20 protein-coding genes are annotated in these 20,022 nt (G+C 39.5%); 6 read left to right on the forward strand and 14 right to left on the reverse strand.

Translation table 11 applies throughout. From position 1 onward, the window contains the following. Nucleotides 1-90: 90 nt before the first annotated feature. Both F928_RS06170 and F928_RS06175 read right to left on the reverse strand, forming a co-directional pair. Nucleotides 91-867, reverse strand: a complete 777-nt coding sequence (locus F928_RS06170) for a TrmH family RNA methyltransferase (protein WP_002118372.1) — start codon at nt 865-867, stop codon at nt 91-93. Between the two features lie 59 nt (nt 868-926). Beyond that, entirely contained in the window at nt 927-1,898 is a 972-nt protein-coding gene (locus F928_RS06175; RefSeq protein ID WP_005073089.1) for a class 1 fructose-bisphosphatase, read from the reverse strand. Nucleotides 1,899-2,083: 185 nt separating this feature from the next. Between F928_RS06175 and F928_RS06180 the strand changes: the two genes are divergently transcribed. Then, nucleotides 2,084-2,269 carry an NF038105 family protein gene (locus F928_RS06180; RefSeq protein ID WP_002118730.1) on the forward strand — a complete coding sequence of 62 codons (186 nt, stop codon included), beginning with the start codon at nt 2,084-2,086 and terminating at the stop codon, nt 2,267-2,269. A 49-nt stretch (nt 2,270-2,318) separates the two neighbouring features. Here F928_RS06180 and pal read toward each other — a convergent pair whose 3' ends face one another. The 10 genes from pal to dgt all read right to left on the reverse strand — a co-directional run bounded on the left by pal (nt 2,319) and on the right by dgt (nt 12,028). Then, nucleotides 2,319-2,879 (reverse strand): peptidoglycan-associated lipoprotein Pal, encoded by a 561-nt coding sequence (gene pal, locus F928_RS06185; protein ID WP_002118513.1) that lies wholly within the window; start codon nt 2,877-2,879, stop codon nt 2,319-2,321. Between the two features lie 27 nt (nt 2,880-2,906). Then, on the reverse strand, nt 2,907-4,187 hold the full coding sequence (gene tolB / locus F928_RS06190; RefSeq protein ID WP_002118491.1) for a Tol-Pal system beta propeller repeat protein TolB: 1,281 nt from the start codon (nt 4,185-4,187) through the stop codon (nt 2,907-2,909). 93 nt (nt 4,188-4,280) lie between these two features. Beyond that, nucleotides 4,281-5,645: a cell envelope integrity protein TolA gene (gene tolA, locus F928_RS06195; protein WP_005073095.1), complete on the reverse strand. Its 1,365-nt coding sequence runs from the start codon at nt 5,643-5,645 to the stop codon at nt 4,281-4,283. Nucleotides 5,646-5,648: 3 nt separating this feature from the next. After that, nucleotides 5,649-6,101, reverse strand: coding sequence for a protein TolR (gene tolR, locus F928_RS06200; protein WP_002118490.1), 453 nt, complete (start codon nt 6,099-6,101; stop codon nt 5,649-5,651). Next, nucleotides 6,101-6,799, reverse strand: a complete 699-nt coding sequence (gene tolQ / locus F928_RS06205; RefSeq protein WP_005073101.1) for a protein TolQ — start codon at nt 6,797-6,799, stop codon at nt 6,101-6,103. The genes tolR and tolQ overlap by 1 nt, the downstream gene beginning before the upstream one ends. Before the next feature lie 24 nt (nt 6,800-6,823). Further along, nucleotides 6,824-7,231 (reverse strand): tol-pal system-associated acyl-CoA thioesterase, encoded by a 408-nt coding sequence (gene ybgC / locus F928_RS06210; RefSeq protein WP_004699892.1) that lies wholly within the window; start codon nt 7,229-7,231, stop codon nt 6,824-6,826. 212 nt (nt 7,232-7,443) lie between these two features. After that, nucleotides 7,444-8,778 (reverse strand): M20 family metallopeptidase, encoded by a 1,335-nt coding sequence (locus F928_RS06215; RefSeq protein ID WP_002118689.1) that lies wholly within the window; start codon nt 8,776-8,778, stop codon nt 7,444-7,446. A gap of 204 nt (nt 8,779-8,982) precedes the next feature. Then, entirely contained in the window at nt 8,983-9,987 is a 1,005-nt protein-coding gene (ruvB, locus tag F928_RS06220) for a Holliday junction branch migration DNA helicase RuvB (RefSeq protein ID WP_002052424.1), read from the reverse strand. A gap of 7 nt (nt 9,988-9,994) precedes the next feature. After that, complete coding sequence (ruvA, locus tag F928_RS06225; protein ID WP_002118762.1) at nt 9,995-10,594, reverse strand: Holliday junction branch migration protein RuvA; 600 nt, start codon at nt 10,592-10,594, stop codon at nt 9,995-9,997. 93 nt (nt 10,595-10,687) lie between these two features. After that, nucleotides 10,688-12,028 carry a deoxyguanosinetriphosphate triphosphohydrolase gene (gene dgt, locus F928_RS06230; protein WP_002118538.1) on the reverse strand — a complete coding sequence of 447 codons (1,341 nt, stop codon included), beginning with the start codon at nt 12,026-12,028 and terminating at the stop codon, nt 10,688-10,690. A gap of 309 nt (nt 12,029-12,337) precedes the next feature. Here dgt and purL point away from each other — a divergent pair, with 309 nt between their 5' ends. From purL to F928_RS06250, 4 genes are all read left to right on the forward strand, one after another. Further along, complete coding sequence (gene purL, locus F928_RS06235; protein ID WP_005073105.1) at nt 12,338-16,171, forward strand: phosphoribosylformylglycinamidine synthase; 3,834 nt, start codon at nt 12,338-12,340, stop codon at nt 16,169-16,171. A 77-nt stretch (nt 16,172-16,248) separates the two neighbouring features. Next, nucleotides 16,249-17,454, forward strand: a complete 1,206-nt coding sequence (locus F928_RS06240) for a multidrug effflux MFS transporter (RefSeq protein ID WP_005073108.1) — start codon at nt 16,249-16,251, stop codon at nt 17,452-17,454. Nucleotides 17,455-17,654: 200 nt separating this feature from the next. Further along, nucleotides 17,655-17,780: a KGW motif small protein gene (locus F928_RS22695; protein WP_002118600.1), complete on the forward strand. Its 126-nt coding sequence runs from the start codon at nt 17,655-17,657 to the stop codon at nt 17,778-17,780. Between the two features lie 68 nt (nt 17,781-17,848). Then, a complete protein-coding gene (locus F928_RS06250; RefSeq protein ID WP_005073111.1) occupies nt 17,849-18,166 on the forward strand; it encodes a YqfO family protein in 318 nt (105 codons plus the stop codon). Here F928_RS06250 and F928_RS06255 read toward each other — a convergent pair. Beyond that, on the reverse strand, nt 18,163-18,963 hold the full coding sequence (locus tag F928_RS06255) for an enoyl-CoA hydratase-related protein (RefSeq protein WP_005073113.1): 801 nt from the start codon (nt 18,961-18,963) through the stop codon (nt 18,163-18,165). The two genes, F928_RS06250 and F928_RS06255, sit on opposite strands and share 4 nt — an antisense overlap. Nucleotides 18,964-19,072: 109 nt before the next feature. Between F928_RS06255 and F928_RS06260 the strand changes: the two genes are divergently transcribed. Next, nucleotides 19,073-19,648: a nicotinate-nicotinamide nucleotide adenylyltransferase gene (locus F928_RS06260; protein WP_075383547.1), complete on the forward strand. Its 576-nt coding sequence runs from the start codon at nt 19,073-19,075 to the stop codon at nt 19,646-19,648. A gap of 11 nt (nt 19,649-19,659) precedes the next feature. Here F928_RS06260 and F928_RS06265 read toward each other — a convergent pair whose 3' ends face one another. Next, the gene (locus tag F928_RS06265; RefSeq protein ID WP_005073119.1) at nt 19,660-20,022 is read right to left on the reverse strand and encodes a glyoxalase superfamily protein; all 363 of its coding nucleotides are present in this window, start codon (nt 20,020-20,022) and stop codon (nt 19,660-19,662) included.

The raw sequence follows: 20,022 nt of genomic DNA on the forward strand, positions 1-20,022 counted from the left end.
AGAGGTGGGAGGTTGACAACAATCGGTTATTTTTTACTAGTGTAATTGATTTTTTTCACAAATATGTGCGATGTAAAATAAATTAACGTTTTATTGGCGTTGGCGAACCATCTCAAAAAAACAAATAGATCCTGCAATTGCCACGTTTAATGACTCTTGTCCACCCGGTTGAGGAATAGTCACTGATTGTGCGTGATCTAACGCGTAATCGCTTGCACCTTGACCTTCATTTCCTAAAATCCACACACACGGTTTAGATAGGTCTTTTGAGTAAAGACTGGTTGAGCGATGAGAGCTAGTAACAAAAACCGGGATTTGAAATTTTGGAAGGATATCTGTCAGCTGGAAGTTTTCAAAACAATGTAAGCTAAAATGAGCGCCCATACCTGCTCTTAAAACTCGTGGTGACCAAAGTGATGCAGAGCCTTGTGTGCAAATGATTTGTTTAATATTTGCTGCTGCTGCTGAACGTAGAAGTGTACCTACGTTACCCGGATCTTGAATATTTTCTAGAATTAAGGTGTCTACATTGTAGTCGATAGTTGATGCAGTTTTAGGTAAATCAATAATCGCTAAACAAGGTAAGCTTGTGCCTAATGTGCTCAAATCTCTATATAAAACTTCACTAATAACAAAGATATGGCCTTGATGTAGCTCTGTTATTTTCTTTAAATCTTCGTGTTCTAATGCTTGTTCTGTCGTGAATAAAGAAAAAATCTTCTTTTGCTGTTGTAACCAAGCCAAACAAAGATGGGTGCCTTCAAGAACGGTTTGTTGGTGCTTTTTTCGGGCGTTACTGAGTTCGATTAATCCACGCAAATGTTTAATTTTTGCATTGTCTTTTGATTCTAAAAAAATAACCGCCATAAGAAAATATCCAACAAAAGGGCACCATCATACTATGATGCCCTAAGTAATTAAAATTATTAGTGGTAGCTTGTTACGCGTTCAACTTCATTTTTAGAACCGATAATCACAGGTACACGTTGGTGAAGTTCTGTAGGTTCAATCTCTAGAATGCGTACACGGCCAGTAGTTGATGCACCGCCTGCTTGTTCAATAAGCATACTCATTGGGTTTGCTTCATACATTAAACGTAAACGACCTGCTTTTTTCGGATCTTTTAAGTCGTATGGGTAAAGGAAAATACCACTGCGACATAAAATGCGGTGAATATCACCCACCATACATGCTACCCAGCGCATATTGAAATCTTTTTCACGAACAGATGTCTTGCCTGCGAGTAATTCATCAATATATTGTTTTACGGGTTGTTCCCAATGACGCTGGTTAGAGGCATTAATTGCAAATTCTTGAGTATCTGCTGCAACCTGTACATTCTCATTCGTCAGCAAGAAAGTTTGAGTTTCTGGATCTAAAGTAAAGAATACTACGCCATTTCCTACAGTTAAAGCCATCATAGTTGATGGGCCATAAAGTACATAACCAGCAGCAACTTGCTGTGTGCCAGCTTGCATGAAATCGTTTGCTTCTGTTACTGCATTTTTTGCAGGCAAAATAGAGAAAATCGTACCTACACACATATTGATATCGATATTGCTTGAGCCATCTAATGGATCAAATAAAACGAGGTATTTACCATTTTCTTGTGCAGGTGTGAACTCATCAAGCTCTTCAGAAGCGAGACCGCCTACGTGCGGGTGTACTTTTAAAGCATCAATTAAATAGTCATTCGAAATCACATCAAGTTTTTTCTGTGTTTCACCCTGAACATTTTCATTGCCAGCACTACCTAAAATACCAGCCAGAGCACCTTTTTGTAAGGCTTGGTCGATTGTTTTACAGGTCGTGGCAATAGTATCGATGACTTGAGCCAACTCAGGTGTTAGATTCCCTTTTTGTTGTTGTAAAAATTGGGACAAAGTGAGGTTGGACATAAAAAAACGCTCCTGTGCTTCAAGCATCAAAATGAGTCAGATAAATACGTGGCATATTCTAGATGAGAATGTCACAAAATAAAAATTATCTTACTTTATTTGTGTTGGATTTATGCTTACAAGCCCCAATTAAAATGGTATGTTGATTGCATTACAAAGGATTGTATATTTTTAGGAGAATCGAAATGACAACAAAGAAGTTTGATGCGACCCCCACAGCAGGTGAACCAATCAATCTAGATGAAATTTCGAAAGAAAATGTTCAGGAAGCTTGGAAAGATTATGAGGCAAAACCTGAATATAAAGATTTTAATAAACATGATTTGATTGAGTCCATGCAACATCCTGAAGAAGAAAAGAAATCTTCTTAAGTAATAAAAAACGCTCATATTATTATGAGCGTTTTTTTATGCATATCCCTTATTTTAATAAAGGAGGGACTGCTTCGTAATTAATCTCAACGCGGCGATTTTCTTTCCACGCTGATTCATCATGTCCCGCATTAACAGGAGCTTCTTTACCATAACTTACAGCTTCAAGTTGCTGCGGGTTTACACCATTGGTAATTAAATAGCTTTGTACAGCTTTAGCACGACGCTCACCTAAAGCCATGTTGTATTCACGTGTACCACGTTCATCTGTATGGCCTGTTAATGCAACTTTTGAATTTGCATTTGCGATAAGGAACTGAGCATGAGCTTGAAGTGTTTGGTAGTCTTCAGTAGATAAATCGCTGCTGTCATAATCAAAGTGAACAACGCGTTTAGCCAAAGCCGCTTTATTTGCTTCAGTTACACCTTTAGATGAAGCACCTGCCAAATTTTGAGCATTTAATGCAGCATCTTCACTTAAACCAGAAGTGTTTACCGTGCTTGGGTTTGTACCAGTCGTAGTCGTCGCTGCAGGTTTACGGCTAGCACAGCCTGTCATTACGAGTGCTACGCTAAGAAAGGGTAGAGCTAAATATTTGATTGATTTCATGATCATCTCCGTCAATGGAATTAAAAGTTATTTTGGTGCCCAGGCTGGTTCACGTACTTCACCTTGTTCGCTTGGTAAATTCATACGGAAACGTCCATCAGTAGACATAATAGACAACAAGCCACGGTTGCCTTCACGAGTTGCGTAGACCACCATTTGCCCATTTGGTGAGAAACTTGGTGATTCATCTAAACTAGTTGGGGTAAGAATATTGGTGATGCCAGTATTAATGTCTTGAATTGCAACTTTATAACTGCTGCCACTTGGGCGATGAACAAGTGCAATCTTTTTGCCATCTGCACTCAGAGTTCCACGTGCATTAAATGACCCTTTAAATGTCAAACGCTTTACTGAGCCATCAGCAAAGGTGTAACGATAAATTTGGGCAGAGCCACCACGGTCAGAAGTGAAAATAAAGGATTTTCCATCTGGTGTATAACGTGCTTCGGTATCAATTGCCGAGTCATTTGTCATGCGTTTGACTTGGCGAGTTGATAAATCCATTTGATAGATTTCAGGGTTGCCATTCATAGATGCTGTAAACAGCATTGATTGGCCATCGGGTGAGAAACTTGGTGCGCCGTTTAAGCCTCTGAAACTAGTAAGAACTTCACGTGTTCCAGTTGATAAATCCTGTAAATAAATTGCTGGACGTTTAGTTTCAAAAGAAACATAAGCAATTTTTTTAGCATCTGGTGTCCATGCCGGAGAAAGAATTGGATCACGAGATGATAAAACGGTCTTTGGTTGTTCACCATCCGTATCTGCAATTTGTAGTGTATAACGCTCGGCAGGTGTTGCAGGGTTTCTTAGTACATATGCAATACGGCCACTAAAGTCACCTGGAATACCAGTAAGCGCTTGATAAATAGCATCACTTACCATATGGCCAGCCTGGCGTATGCGTGCAGCTGGTACATTTAAAAGTTCATTTAAAATGTATTGTTGCTTTTGTACATCATAAAGTTGGTAGTGAACTTCAAAACCTGTCGCTGTTTGTTTAATTTGACCCGTAACTACATATGGAATACCTGCGGCTTGCCAGTCAGAAGCTTGAATCTGGTTAATTGCAGCATTGGCAGGTAAGTTTTTAGATGAGCTTGTAAAGCGTCCAGAACGGTTTAAGTCTGTTTCAACAATAGGATAGAGCCCATTGTCGTTAGTAAATGGGACAATAGCAATTTTGGGTGCCTGATCTGGTGCTTTGGCAATTTCCAGATATAACTGGGCAAAAGCAGTTGTAGAAGCAATAGGGCTTAAGGCTGTGATCAGTGCTAAAGATAGCAGGTGTTTGCGGCTCGTATTCATAAGTTTAAAGTCATAGCAGGTATTTTTGTGACTGTTGATTTTGTAGCATAGTTACATGCCTTAAACTATTTAAAGCATGTAACTCTTTCAAAATTATTGCGCTCTAAATGTAGAGCTAACACTTCTTGCTTCACGTCTTGCATCTGGATCTGATGGCATAGGATAGGGCGCTGCGGCTTGAATTGCAGCTTTAATACTTGCGTCTAAAGCATCGTCACCACTTGAACGCGTGATCACAATAGAATTAACGCTTCCCGAATCCGACAGAGTAAAACGAACACCAACTGTTTTACCACTACTGCCAGTTGGGACATCCCAAGAGCGTCGAATTTTTTGCTCAAAATCGCGTCTAGCTGAAGAAGCAACCTTTTTAGCTTCAGCTTTCTTTTGAGCTGCCTCTTCTTGTGCTTTTTGAGCAGATGCAGCTTTTGCTTCAGCCTCCGCTTCAGCTTTGCGTTTAGCATCGTCAGCAGCTTTTTGCTGTTTGGCTTTGGCATCGGCCTCAGCTTTACGTTTAGCATCGTCAGCAGCTTTTTGTTTGGCTTTAGCATCAGCTTCAGCTTTGCGTTTAGCATCATCAGCTTTTTGCTGTTTGGCTTTTGCATCGGCTTCAGCTTTACGTTTAGCCTCGTCATTGGCTTTTTGTTGCTTAGCTTTTGCATCGGCCTCAGCTTTGCGTTTAGCTTCCTCAGCTTTTTGTTGCTTAGCTCTAGCGTCAGCTTCTGCTTTGCGTTTAGCCTCATCAGCTTTTTGTTGCTTAGCTTTAGCATCGGCATCAGCTTTACGTTTAGCATCATCATTAGCTTTTTGTTGCTTAGCTTTAGCATCAGCATCAGCTTTACGCTTAGCATCATAATGTGCTTGAAGTTTAGCGTTTTCAGCCTTTTGAGCTTCACGTTTTAATTTTGCATCAGCCTCAGCTTTACGTTTAGCGTCTTCAGCAGCTTTTGCATTTTGTTCAGCCTTACGTTTTTGTTCGGCTTCTGATTTTGCTTTAGCCTCAGCTTGGTGTTTGGCTTCAGCCTGCTGCTTTTGAGTTTCCTCTATGCGTTGCTGCTCTGCTGCTTGTTTCGCTTTCGCAGCTTCTTCAGCTTTACGCTTTTGCTCAGCTAACTTGACTTGCTGGGCCTGTTCGGCCTTTTGCTTTTGAGCAGCAAGTTGTTGAGCTGTTGGAGGAGGTGGTGCAACTGGAAGATTTTGAGGTAGCGTTTCATCCACAATAGGGGCTAATATCTCTTTTGCTTCATTTGTAGCTGTAGTCTCTTGTTCAATTTCTTTGGCTAAAGGAGGAGGTAAATCTTCTGGCTTAACTAAAATAGTCGTTAGCTTTTTTGGCTGTTCAGGTGGTTTACTCAAGCCTAAAAAAAGCAAGCTAACAATGGCAATTGCATGAACTCCGAGTGTAAAGCTCAATGCAATCGCATTTTGTTTAAAGTGCGGCTTTTGATTTTTGTTCATAGCTTATTTTAAAGGCTCTGTCAGAAGGCCAACTTGAGTTAAGCCTGCTTCTTGTAAACTTGCCATTAATGATACGACTTCACCATAAGGACGAGACTTATCACCATTGACTAAAACTGTGAGTTGTTTGTTTTCTTGTTCAGCTTGTTTTTGAGCATCGCTTAAAACTGCTTCGAGTTTTTCACGAGATAATGGTTCATTATCTTTGTAATCTTCATACTGAAGATAAATATTGCCATTTTTGCCAATTGTTACCATGGCTGGCATATCTTTTGATTCGATAGGATGGTTATTTGCTTGAGGTAAATCAACCTTGATACCACTGGTAATCATAGGAGCAGTTACCATAAAAATAACCAAAAGTACGAGCATAACGTCAATATAAGGTACGACGTTCATATCACTTTTTAATGGTTTTTTTATGCGCTCAAAGCGCCCTGAACGCTGAATTGCCATTATGCATCTTCCTGTGATGAACCCACAGATTGACGTTGCAATAAAGCAATCATCTCTTCAGCAAATAAAGCGCGATCAGAATAAACACTTTCACTTTTAGCAGTGAAGTGGTTAAAAGCCAATACAGCAGGAATTGCGGCAAACAAACCAATTGCAGTTGCAATAAGTGCTTCGGCAATACCCGGTGCAACAGTTGCCAGAGTTACTTGATCAACCGCAGCTAAACCGATAAAGGCATTCATAATACCCCAAACAGTACCGAATAAACCGATATATGGGGCCACAGAACCAATACTTGCTAAAGTCCCTAAACCATATTCTAAATGGCTTTGATCACGGCTCAAACCTACGTGCAAAATACGTTCAGTGCCTTCAATTGTTTGTGAAACAGGAGCCAGACGCTTTTTGAGTTTAAAAAATTCGCTCAACCCTTGATAAAAAATATCTTCAAGCCCAGAGCGCTTTGAGTTGAGTTGGGCATTGTTATAAAGCGTACTGAGTTCAGCACCAGACCAGAACATTTTTTGGAAATGTTCATCGTCTTGATGTGCTTTTTTATAACTCATATGTAACTTGGCAATCAGATACCAACTAAAGATCGATGCTAACAATAAAATTAGCATGACCAACTGAACGACTGGACTTGCTTGTAAAATAAGGTCAGAAATATGCAGGGTTGATTCAATGTTTGTTGCCATAGGTTACATATGCCGGTTGTTTTTTTAGTCTTGTTCCAATTCTTTACGAATAAGATCACGTATTTCTTCTGGAAGACGACGAGCTACAAGTTCTTTACTTAAACATGCCAACTCAACCTCGCCAGAAGCAAGCAAGATTTCACCACGATAAATATTTTGTTGCAACACAAATGACGCAGCTTTACATGAAACTACACGTGCTGTAACAGTAATTAAATCATCCATTAAAATAGGACGCATGTATTTTACGTCAATTTTGTGTACGACAAAGTTGTAGTCTTTTTGATGCCAGTAATGATCAACGCCAGAAGCACGGAGCCATTCAGTACGGGTACGTTCCATATAGCGAATATGGTTGGCATGGTAAACAATACCACCTGCGTCCGTATCTTCAATATAAACACGAATGTTGAATTCAAAATGATTCGCCATGAGAGTATTCCGTTTTAGTTCACTATAGAGCTTTATATTTAAAATATGGCTTTGAATAAAACATTGGTTCCATTCAAAAGCCATACATCTGCTTTTAAATACGGGGCAGTTTAGCAGATTGCATACTAAGTCCTATGGCACAACCTTTCAATTGCGGTTGCTGTATTTCTAATCGAAAAACGCTATATCTTATGGCTAGCAAGCTTTTTAAGTTAAGAGGGCTTCCATGAAGTTTGAACTTGTTTTGATATATTCGGATAATCTAATACGAATCTTACATGTAGCTCGGTCCCAGTTTTTAAAGCCTTGTTATCTACAATAAAATAAGGGCTATGATTTGGTGCCGCCTGAGTTAAGTCTTGATTTTCTGGTGTTGCACCCAAGAAAACAAAGAATGACGGCATTAACTTGCCATAATAGGCAAAATCTTCACTTGCGCTTGCATTATGATCTAAAACATGGAGTTTTGAATCGCCAACAACTTTGGCTAGGGTTGGCTGAATAAACTGAGTGAGCGCTTTATCATTCATGGTCACTGGAGCGTAAGGAGCAATTTCAACTTTGGCGGTGACGTCATTGGCTTGAGCGTTATGCTCTATCATGGCAGGTAAACTTTTTAAGATATTTGCCCGTACCTGTTCGTTATTAGAACGAATAGTACCGATCATATTGACTTGTTCTGGAATCACATTTCCTGCTGTACCACCTTGAATGTTACCGATACTGACGACGCCCATGCCTTGAGTGAGATCAGTTCTTCGGCTAATAAGACTCTGTAAATTATTAATCATTTGTGCCGATGCATAAATCGGATCTCTACCTAACCAAGGGGTTGAGCCGTGAACCTGCTTGCCGTTGACCTGAATACGTAAATGGTCTGCACTATTTAAAATGGCACCATCTTTATAATAAAGGTGTCCACTTTGCATACCAGATATGACATGCATTCCAAAAATAGCTTCGGGTTTATAATCCTTAAATGCACCGTCTGTGATCATTTTTCTTGAGCCGATCTGATCACCCTGTGTAAAGTTGTCTATATCTGCTCCACCTTCTTCAGCAGGTTGAAAAACAAAGACAACCGTACCCGATATTTTATCTTTATTGGCAGCCAGAATTTTTGCTGCGCCTAATAACATTGCAGTGTGTGCGTCATGTCCACAAGCATGCATTACGTAAGTTTCTTTTCCTTGATAAATTGCTTTTTGTTTACTCGCAAAGGCAACACCACTTTTTTCTTCCATAGGTAGCGCATCCATGTCGGCTCTAAGTGCAATAATAGGGCCGGGTTTATTCCCTTTTAAAATGCCAATAACACCTGTTTTTGCATAACCTGTTTTGACCTGAATGCCATAGGACTTTAATTCTTTTTGAACTAGTGCAGATGTTTTAAATTCCATATTGCCAAGTTCAGGATGCTCGTGAATATGTTGTCTTAATTGAATCACCTGATTTTCATTTTGTTGTGCAGCATCTTTTACCCAATCTGCTAGGCTCAGCTGGCTCATTAGAGCGAGTGGAAAAATCAAAGCGGCTTTTTTGTACATGTCCTTATCCTAAAAATATTATTGTTCATAAGATTTGCTATCTAGATTTCTTATAATTCAGTTTTCAAAAATATTAAAAAATCAATAAGGTATAAAAAAAGACTTAAAAGGTATAGAGTGGCTAATTTATTGATAAGACAATTATTATTTTAATTGAATAAAGAGATTAAATTAAAAAAGGAAGAGAAAATTCTCTCCCTTTGGTTAGTTTTTAGGCTCAGGTGGTGTCATTCCAAACTGTAAATAAGATTGGTTGGTTGCAATCCGACCTCGTGCAGTACGCATGACATAACCTTGTTGAATTAAATAAGGTTCAATCACATCTTCAAGCGTACCGCTGTCTTCAGCCATCGCTGCTGCAAGCGCTTCAACTCCAGCAGGACCGCCATCAAAACGCTCGAGTAGCATGCTCAAATAACGTCTGTCGAGGGTATCTAGGCCAGCTTTATCAACATTGAGCATATCTAGTGCGCGCTGCGCCATTTCATGGGTCACTTCACCTGTGCCTTTCACTTGAGCATAGTCACGAACACGTCGTAATAAACGGTTAGCGATACGAGGTGTTCCTCGTGATCGGCGTGCTACTTCTTCTGCGCCTTCAACTGTAATGGGTACATCCATTAAGTTTGCAGAGCGTGACACAATGTGAGTCAAGTCTTCTACAGAGTAAAACTCAAGACGTTGTACAATACCGAAGCGATCACGTAGTGGTGAGGTCAGTAAGCCCGCACGTGTAGTGGCAGCGACGAGTGTAAAAGGCGGTAAATCGAGTTTAATTGAACGAGCAGCAGGGCCTTCACCAATCATGATATCTAATTGGTAATCTTCCATCGCTGGATACAGAATTTCTTCAATCACTGGTGAAAGACGATGAATCTCATCAATAAATAAAACATCGCCTTCTTCAAGGTTAGTCAGCATTGCTGCTAAATCACCTGCACGCTCTAATACCGGTCCTGAAGTAGATTTGAGGTTACCCCCCATTTCTCGGGCAATAATATTAGCAAGTGTGGTTTTACCTAAACCCGGCGGACCAAAAATCAGCGTATGGTCGAGTGCTTCACCACGGCCACGAGCAGCACCAATGAAAATTTCCATTTGCTCGCGTACGACTGGTTGCCCAATATAGTCGGCAAGAGAAGTTGGTCGAATAGCCCGGTCAAAATGATCTTCTGGTTTTTCTGTTCCACTGATTAGACGGTCTTGCATAAGTGTTTTACTTCATCATGGATTTAAGAGCAGCACGAATAATATCGGCTGATTCTGTGTAATCGGCTTTAACCGCAGCAACAGCTTTTTGTGCTTCAAGTGGTTTATAACCTAAAGATTGCAAAGCAGCTTCTGCCTCTGCAACAGGAGAGTTTGCAGCAAATTGAATTTGAGGCATGGTCGCCACAGTTGAAGTGCCTTGAGCCAATGTTTTGAAACGGTCACGGAGTTCAATCATTAAACGTTCAGCTGTTTTTTTGCCAACCCCTGGAACTTTGACCAGCGTATTAATATCATCATGTTCAATGGTGTGAACCAATAACTCAACACTTAGCGTCGATAAAATACCCAATGCCATTTTCGGGCCGACACCATTTACTTTTAATAAGGTGCGGAAAATTGTTTTCTCTTGAGCATCACTAAAACCGTAGAGTTGTTGAGCATCTTCACGAACAACTAAATGCGTCCATAACGTAACTTTCTGGCCTTTTTGTAATTGGCAAAATGTTGAAAGTGGCGTATCAATTTCATAACCCACACCGTTCACATTTAGTAAGACAGTAGGGGCTTCTAGGGCAAACACTTCGCCAATTAAACATCCGATCATAGCGTAATTTCACTTATTCATAACTGTAAATCTGGTCGTTCTAAAATGAATTGAAAACGACACTAGTTTTATTTCTTTCTATATCAAGCCAGCTTAAAACAAACCTATTTTATTGCCTTGTAGCTCTTGCGCCAAGCTATAAGCCTGATGATCTGAGAACTTACTGATAATATCGAGGACTTGCATGATATTGCTGTAGTGATTATTGCTAAAGTTAGCACCATATAGATTAAGGATAGACATTAAACGTTGTTCTTTAAAGCTTAAAGATTTATGCGGAGTTGTGAGTGGTACAAATGCATCTAAAATCGTTTGTAAACTTTGGTGCGCAATAATTTCTAAACCAGACTTCTGCGGGTGCTCAAAAATTTTATCACGTGCCAGATTTTTGGCAGTTTCGATACCAATTGCAATATCTGGCGAACAATATTGCAAAAGATTGCCTTTAAGCTGACCTGTAATGATTTCATAATGATGTTTAGCAAAAGCCGTAGTGACTTCATCAACAAGACGTTTCATAACGCGGCCGCGTAATGCTGAGATCTTTTGTTGCCATGTACTGTTTGGATGAGATAACTCTTCAGGTTGACCATAGTCGGCAATAAGATTTAGGAATATTGGTTCAACTTCTTGGTAACTCAGCATATTTAAGACAATGCCATCTTCTAAATCAATGAGGGCATAACAAATGTCATCAGCGGCTTCTAATAAGTAGGTGAGTGGATGACGACAATAATGATATTCCCCGAGTTGAATCAGCCCGAGCTGTTCCGCAATCTGTTTTAAAATTTCTTTTTCAGACTGATAACAACCAAACTTTGCTCTTTGATGGGAAGGGCGGTCACCCTGCGAAGCAATTGTTTTTGAAAGCCATGGATATTTTAGATAAGCACCTAAAGTTGCATAAGTTAAGCGCATACCACCATCATTTGGATGATAATCAATGCGACTTAATAGACGTAATCCTTGAGCATTACCTTCAAACTGACGAACGTCAGCTTCTTCTTCGGGACTTAGCTTTTTTAAAAAATCATCATGTGATGCATCATCGAACCATTCACGAATTGCATATTCACCCGCATGGCCGAAAGGGGGATTACCAATATCGTGGGCCAGACAAGCTGCCTGAATAATTGCCCCGACATCGGCAGGTGAAATCCAAACGGGTAATTCATCTTTTATTTTTTCTGCGGCAAGCATACCCATTGAGCGACCAATGCAGGAAACTTCAAGGGAGTGTGTTAAGCGGGTATGAATACCATCGTGTTGTGCTAAAGGGTGAACTTGAGTCTTACGGTTTAACTGACGGAAACTTTGAGAAAATATAATGCGATCATAATCTTTATGGAATGGGCTACGAGCCAGTTCTGTACTACTTTTTTTGCTACCTAAACGAACTGCGGAAAGCAGCTCTAACCAACGCATTTGTTCCATTTATCATTATTCAAAACTATAAAACCTGATCATGCCAAAAAAAACTTAAAAGCACTAGCTTGGTGCGACATAGTTTGTCTTAGTTCGGGTTTTATTATGTTATTGAATAAACATGCAACAATTTATTTTTAGCAAGAATGACTAAAAAAATGATTTTGAACAAAAAACAAATCACTTCTTGCAGAATTAGGTTACAGAATACTGATTCTACATCTAGCTGATTTTACCAAGAAGCAGTAGAATATGCGCTCTCTCTAAAGTCACATTGCGGTAAGGTTCACAAGACCTGCCCGTGGAGCCAAAATCAACATGTTTATCGTGGCCGGTGCAGCAGCACATTCTTCTTTTAAGAAAGCTCAACTATTAACACGTTTATCGTCAATTAGTTCTGTTCAATCTTTTGACAGCCAATGGGTCTATTTGTTTGATCAAGCGCTCAACGAGCAGCAACATCAATCTGCTTTGCAATTATTGAATGACGGTGAGTCTTTTGAACTTCGTCAATCTGCAAGTGATGAGATTCAGATTTTAGTTACACCACGTGTGGGTACTATTTCACCTTGGTCTTCTAAAGCAACTGATATTTTCAAAAACTGTAATACACCAGTACACCGTCTAGAACGTGGTCTTTTATTCACGTTAAAAGGCGTTACTGAAATTACGAATGAAGTTAAACAAGTACTTCATGACCGTATGACAGAAACAGTTTTTGCCCAAATTGAAGATGCAAAAGCATTATTCTCAGAAACAGCTCCAAAACCATTAAATTCAATTGATATCTTGGGCCAAGGCAAAGAAGCTTTGGTTAAAGCGAACAATGAGTTCGGTTTTGCGCTTTCTGAACAAGAAATTGATTATTTAACAGAAGCATTCGGTAAGCTTGGTCGTAATCCAAATGATATCGAATTGATGATGTTTGCACAGGCGAACTCTGAACACTGTCGTCATAAAATCTTTGGATCTGAATGGACAATTGATGGTGAAAAACAACCATTATCATTGTTCCAGATGATTAAAAACACTTATAAAGAATCTCCAACTGATGTGTTATCGGCATATAAAGATAATGCTTCAGTAATTGTGGGTTATGACACGATGCGTTTTTATCCGAAAGCGGATGAAAATGGTCACTTTGTTTATAAATATAAGAGCCAAGCTGCTCATATTTTAATGAAGGTTGAAACTCATAACCACCCAACAGCAATTTCTCCATTTGCTGGTGCTGCAACAGGTTCAGGCGGTGAAATCCGTGATGAAGGTGCAACTGGTCGTGGTGGTAAACCAAAAGCTGGTTTAACAGGTTTCACAGTTTCGAACTTAAATATTCCTGGTTTTGAACAGCCTTGGGAAGAAAACTACGGTAAACCTTCACGTATGGCTTCGCCATTACAAATCATGATTGAAGGTCCATTAGGTGGCGCGGCATTTAACAATGAATTCGGTCGTCCTGCGTTAAATGGTTATTTCCGTACTTTCGAACAGAATGTAAATGGTGAAGTGAAAGGCTTCCACAAGCCAATCATGATTGCTGGTGGTTACGGTAATATCCGTCCTGACCATGTAGAAAAAGATGCGATTCAACCAGGTGATTTACTCATTGTGTTGGGTGGTCCTGCAATGTTAATCGGTCTTGGTGGTGGTGCAGCATCTTCTGTAGATAGCGGTACAATGGGTGAAAGCCTTGATTTCGCTTCTGTACAACGTGAAAACCCAGAAATGGAGCGCCGTTGTCAAGAAGTAATCGATACTTGCTGGCGTTTAGAAGACTTCAACCCAATCGTTTCTGTACATGACGTTGGCGCGGGTGGTCTATCAAATGCTATGCCTGAACTTGTGAATGATCATGAGTTAGGTGCAGTTCTTAACCTTCGTAAAATTCCTTCATTAGAGCCGGGCATGAGCCCAATGGAAATCTGGTCAAATGAAGCTCAAGAGCGTTATGTTCTTGCAATTCGCCCAGAGTCTTTAGAACAGTTCGAATCAATCTGTGCTCGTGAACGTTGTCCATTTGCCGTGTTAGGTGAAGCAACTGAAGCTCGTCATTTAACTGTTGAAGATCCATTGTTCCAGAACAATGCAGTTGATATCCCAATGCAAGTAATGCTTGGCGGTACACCGCGTATGCAACGTTCTTATGAAACAATTGAACGCAAAGGTAACGAATTTGACGCTTCAAAAGTTGATTTGAAAGATGCGATTTTCCGTGTATTGAAAAATCCTACAGTTGCGTCTAAGTCATTCTTAATCACCATTGGTGACCGTTCAATTACAGGTATGGTTGCACGTGACCAAATGGTTGGTCGTTGGCAGATTCCTGTTGCGGATGCAGCAGTAACGACTACGAGCCTACAAGGGTTCACTGGTGAAGCAATGGCAATGGGTGAACGTCCACCAGTTGCATTGTTAAATCCAGCAGCATCTGCTCGCTTGGCAGTTGCTGAAGCAATTACCAATATTGCATGTGCAAACATTGAACAAATTAGCGATATCAAACTTTCTGCAAACTGGATGGCTGCTGCTGGTCAAAAAGGTGAAGACCAAGCATTGTTTGAAGGTGTGAAAGCGATTGGTATGGAAATGTGTCCTGCTTTAGGAATTGCGATTCCTGTAGGTAAAGACTCGCTTTCAATGCGTACCACTTGGAATGATAATGGTGAAGATAAAGCTGTAACATCTCCAATGACTGGTGTAATTACTGCATTTGCTCCAGTAGCTGATGTTCGTAAGACTTTAACACCTGAACTTAAGAATTTAGAAGACTCAGTACTTGTCCGTATTGATTTATCTAAAGGACAATTCCGTTTAGGTGGTTCTATTCTTGCGCAAGTATATAAAGCAATTGGTTCAATCACTCCAGACGTTGATAGTTTTGATGATTTCAAAGCGTTCTTTGCTTTAATTCAAGATTGGAACAACCGTGGCTTGATTCAAGCTTACCATGACATCGGTGATGGTGGTTTACTTGCAACTGTTGCTGAAATGATGTTTGCTGCACGTTTAGGTGTTGCATTAGAAGACCAAACTCCAGCAAGTTTGTTTGCTGAAGAAATTGGTGCAGTTGTTCAAATCAAAGCAGCTGATTGGGAAGCTTTACAAGCAGAAGTTGCTGCTTCTAGCTTAAAAGATGCAATTGCTGTAGTTGGTCGTGTAAACAACACAGATCAATTATCTGTAAACGGTTTGACTTTAGAGCGCGCAGAGTTACAACAGGCTTGGTCTGAAGTATCTCATCAGATCCAACGTTTACGTGATAACGTAGAAACTGCTGACCAAGAATTTGCTTTAATTGTAGATAAATCACATCAAGGCTTAATTGCTAAACCAACATTTGACTTGAATGAACCTATCGAAGCACCATTCATTAACACACGTCGTCCTAATATGGCGATCTTGCGTGAGCAAGGTGTAAACGGTCATATTGAAATGGCAGCAGCCTTTGATAAGGTTGGTTTCAATACCGTTGACGTGCACATGAGTGATTTACTTGCTGGTCGCGTTAGTCTAAGTGATTTTGAAGGTTTAGTAACTTGTGGCGGTTTCTCTTACGGTGACGTAATGGGTGCTGGCGGTGGTTGGGCAAAATCTGTATTGTTCAATGCGAAATTACGTGATCAGTTTGAACAATTCTTCCATCGTGAAGATACGTTCAGCTTAGGTATCTGTAATGGTTGCCAAATGTTGTCACAATTAGCGCCACTTATTCCAGGTGCTGAACATTGGCCACGTTTCCACCGCAATATGTCAGAAGTCTTTGAAGCACGTAGCGTAAACGTGCGTGTTGAAAAATCTGTTTCTGTATTGCTTAATGGAATGGAAGGTTCGATTTTACCGATTGCTGTAGCACACGGTGAAGGTCGTGCAGTTGCGAGTGAAGCTGATATTGCAGGCTTGAATGCAGCTAACCAAGTTGCTTTGCGTTATGTTGACAGCCATGGTAACCCGACTCAACATTATCCATTGAATCCGAATGGTTCGCCAGAAGCGATTACTGGTGTAACATCTAAAGATGGTCGTGCAACGATCATGATGCCACACCCAGAGCGTACATTCCGTGCAATTCAACACTCTTGGAGTCCAGAAGAGTGGACTGAAGATGGTGCATGGTTACGTATGTTCCGTAACGCACGTAAGTTTATTGGTTAATATAAAAATTGAAATAAGCCACCGTAAGGTGGCTTATTTGTATGTAGTACGATATTAATAAATAGCAGAGAAGAAAAATGAAATCAAAAATCCATTTCCATGAATTTGCACTTCTGATGGCATTGCTCATGTCTATTGTTTCTTTTTCAATAGATGCAGTCTTACCTGCTTTAGGCGAAATCGGACGAGTTTTTGACTTAAAAAATAATAATCAGACACAGTGGGTCATTATTGGTATTTTTTCTGGTATGACGATTGGCCAATTGATTGCTGGCCCTCTATCCGATGCAATTGGCCGTAAACGCATTTTATTCACAGGAATTGTTATTTACTTTCTGGGAAGTTTATTGTGCTTTACCACACAAAGTTTTGAATGGTTTCTAGTTGGACGTTTCATTCAAGGGGTTGGCGTATCAGGTCCTTACGTGGCTTCTATTTCAATTGTTAGAGATAAATACAGTGGGGCTCAAATGGCCCGCATCATGTCTTTAATTATGATGGTGTTTATGGTTGCACCAGCAATTGCACCAAGTTTGGGACAGCTCATTATCCATTTCTTTGGTTGGCGTGAGATCTTTGTTTTATATATGGCCTATGCCACAGTTGTCGGGATATGGGTTGCTTTACGTTTGGAAGAGACGTTGCTTCCAGAAAATCGTTTACCTATGCGTCTACAAGCATTTCGGGAAGGTTTTAAAGAAGTCGTAAGTAACAAAACCACCATGAGCTATTTGCTATGTGCAGGTTTCTGTTTTGGTGGATTCATTGGTTATTTGGGTACTTCTCAGCAAATTTTTATGCAACAGTTTGGTAAAACAGGACAAGAATTTAGTGCTTATTTTGCCGTGCTTGCTGGTGTGATGGGAATTGCATCATTTACAAACTCTAAAATTGTTATGAAGTTTGGTATGCGTCCAATCTGTATTTATGGCTTTTTAGGCTTGTGCTTAATTTCTTTGATTTTCTTGGGAATTCAGCTTTTAGGCGTGGTTGTATCATTCTGGATGTTTATGCTTTATGCCTGCATTTTATTTTTATTATTTGGAACTTTATTTGGAAATTTAAACGCAATTGCAATGGAACCGATGGGGCATGTTGCAGGTATGGCATCCGCCATTATTGGTGCAGCATCTTCTGTTTTGTCACTTATTCTTGCATCTATTATTGGGCAATTATATGACGGTACATTAATACCAATGACTGGCGGCTTCGTCATTTTATGTGGTTTAGCATTTATGATGACAATATATGAGAACAGATATTTAAAGAAATCGAATGCTTAAAATTATAAAGATGCAACTAGCACACTGAAATTTAAAATTTTGTTCAGAATAAGAGCTACATAAAAATGAGTGTAGCTCTTTTAAGCATTTTAGAAGAATTATAAGCCTATAGACATTCGGCTATTTAACACTTTATAGTTTGTTTAAAATTGGATCAATTTTTGCTTTCTCTGTAACAACGATAAAAATCGGAGATCAAAATGATGAAAAATAAGTATCACATAAGAACAATGTATACCAAAGATAAGGGCTGGCGCTTATTTGGCTTGGCGCTTGCCATTCAAATCCTCTTTATTGGAGCAAATTATTTAGTAATGATGAGCTGACTTTGATTTAGAAGCTTTTTTAACGGTATGATTTAAAGCAAGTTCACTAGTTTTGAGTCATTCTACCTATGTTAAAGCTGATTTATTACGTGCCTGATTCACATCTTGAGTCGACTAAACAAGCTATTTTTTCTGCTGGTGCGGGGGGTATCGGTAATTACGAACACTGCGCATGGCAAGTGAAAGGAATGGGGCAATTTAAACCCGTCAAAGGTGCAGATCCTTATATCGGAGAGCTGGGTGAACTTGAACAAGTTGATGAGTGGCGCGTTGAAACAATTGTAATTGAAGAAAATGCAAAGGCTGTAGCAAAAGCATTAAAGGCAAGCCATCCTTATGAAGAGCCTGCCTTTGAGTTTATTCAAATCATAGAAATTGATTTTTAATTAAACTGTGAGAAATCTGGTTTACGTTTCTGCATAAATGCTTGTACAGCTTCTAGCATTTCTGGAGATTGAACGCGTTGCATAAAGATTTCAGCTTCATGGTCAATACATTCAATAATTTGATCTAAATCATGTTTCATTAATGCTTTGGTTTGTTTTAATGAGGCAAGTGGCAAAGCTGCTAAATGTTGAGCAGTTGCCTGAGCAGATGCATAAGCATCTTCAACAACTTCATTAACTAAGCTTGCTTGTACTGCGGTTTCTGCATTAAATTTTTTCGCAGTAAATAGAAGTTCAGCTGCTTTGTGATAACCCGCTTGTTTAACCAATAATTGGCTTGCACCGCCTTCTGGAGAAAGGCCAAGACTTACAAATGGAATTTGGAAAAGGGCGGTATTGTCAGCAAAAACTAAATCTGCATGTAATAAAATCGTAACACCAATACCAATTGCCACACCTTTTACTGCAATAATAAGTGGCTTCGATAATCTAGCAGCAGATTTAAGGAGTACAAACGGAGGAACTTGACCTGCTGGGCCTAGATTAGGATTTTGTACAAAACCCATAAAATCTTTCATGTCATTACCAGCGGTAAAATCTTGCTCTACACCACGTAGAACGATTACTCGTACATCTTTGTCTTGGTCAGCTTCATCAAGTGCTTTGGCAATCCATAAGTAAAGTTCGCCATACAGTGCATTTTTTGCTTCTGGGCGATTTATGGCTAAGGTGAGTACGCCACCTTCTAAATTTGCGTGTAAATGTTGATGAGGTTGTTGAATACAGCTAAGTGTCATCGTACTATCCTTGCTTTAAACCACGTTGTTAATTTTTAGGTTCTCATTATGGCGCATATTTTTTGTAATGCGGTTAACTGGTGAGTTCATAAAAAGTGAAAATCTAATTATGTATAAATTTGACTATCTCGTTTTTATAGGGCGTTTTCAACCATTTCATTTAGCTCATATGCAGACAATTGAAATTGCCTTACAACAAAGCCACTATGTCGTTTTGGCATTAGGTTCTGCTCAAATGGAACGTAATATTAAAAATCCGTTCTTAGCAGTAGAGCGCGAGCAAATGATCTTGTCAAATTTCTCGTTAGAAGAGCAAAAACGCATTCGTTTTGTACATGTAGTAGATGTTTATAATGACGAAAAATGGGTCAAACAAGTCAAATTTTTAGTGAATGGCGTAATTGAACCGAACTCAAAAGTTGGTTTGATTGGACACTTTAAGGATGAGTCTTCATATTATTTACGACTATTTCCTGAGTGGATTATGGTTGAACTAGATAGTTTAAAAGATTCAATTTCGGCAACGCCAATGCGTGAAGCTTATTATCGTGGTGAAATCCAAACGGAATTTTTCCCTGTAGGAACTATTCAATTTTTGGATGAATTTAAAAAAACACGCACTTATCAACAGTTGCAACAACGTTTTGAAGAAGATGATCGTTCTAATCTCGATGATTTTGAATAAATGTATATCGATTAAGCATCTGCCCAAAAGATAATTCGGTTAGAAAAAGGATCGGTGATACTGAGTTCAAGTGTCTCCCAATCTGTTTTTTCAACTTGAGGCTTAGAAAATTTATAATTTTTTTGGCTTAGTTCACTGTGCAACTCATAGATATGTTCCCAATAGATACGGATCGCGCTATGAGGACTCGCATCTCCAAAATGCTCGGTTAAATGAATAACGCAATCATCTTTAGAAATTTGTAAATATAACGGAAAGTTGTCTTCAAATTGGTGTTGCCAATCAAGCTGAAAACCTAAGAACTCAAGATAAAATGATTGAGCTAACTCGACATCAAAAATTCTTAAAATAGGGGTGATCGAACCTGATTGCAT

The sequence above is a fragment of the Acinetobacter pittii ATCC 19004 = CIP 70.29 genome, assembly GCF_000369045.1.
Classification (GTDB): domain Bacteria; phylum Pseudomonadota; class Gammaproteobacteria; order Pseudomonadales; family Moraxellaceae; genus Acinetobacter; species Acinetobacter pittii.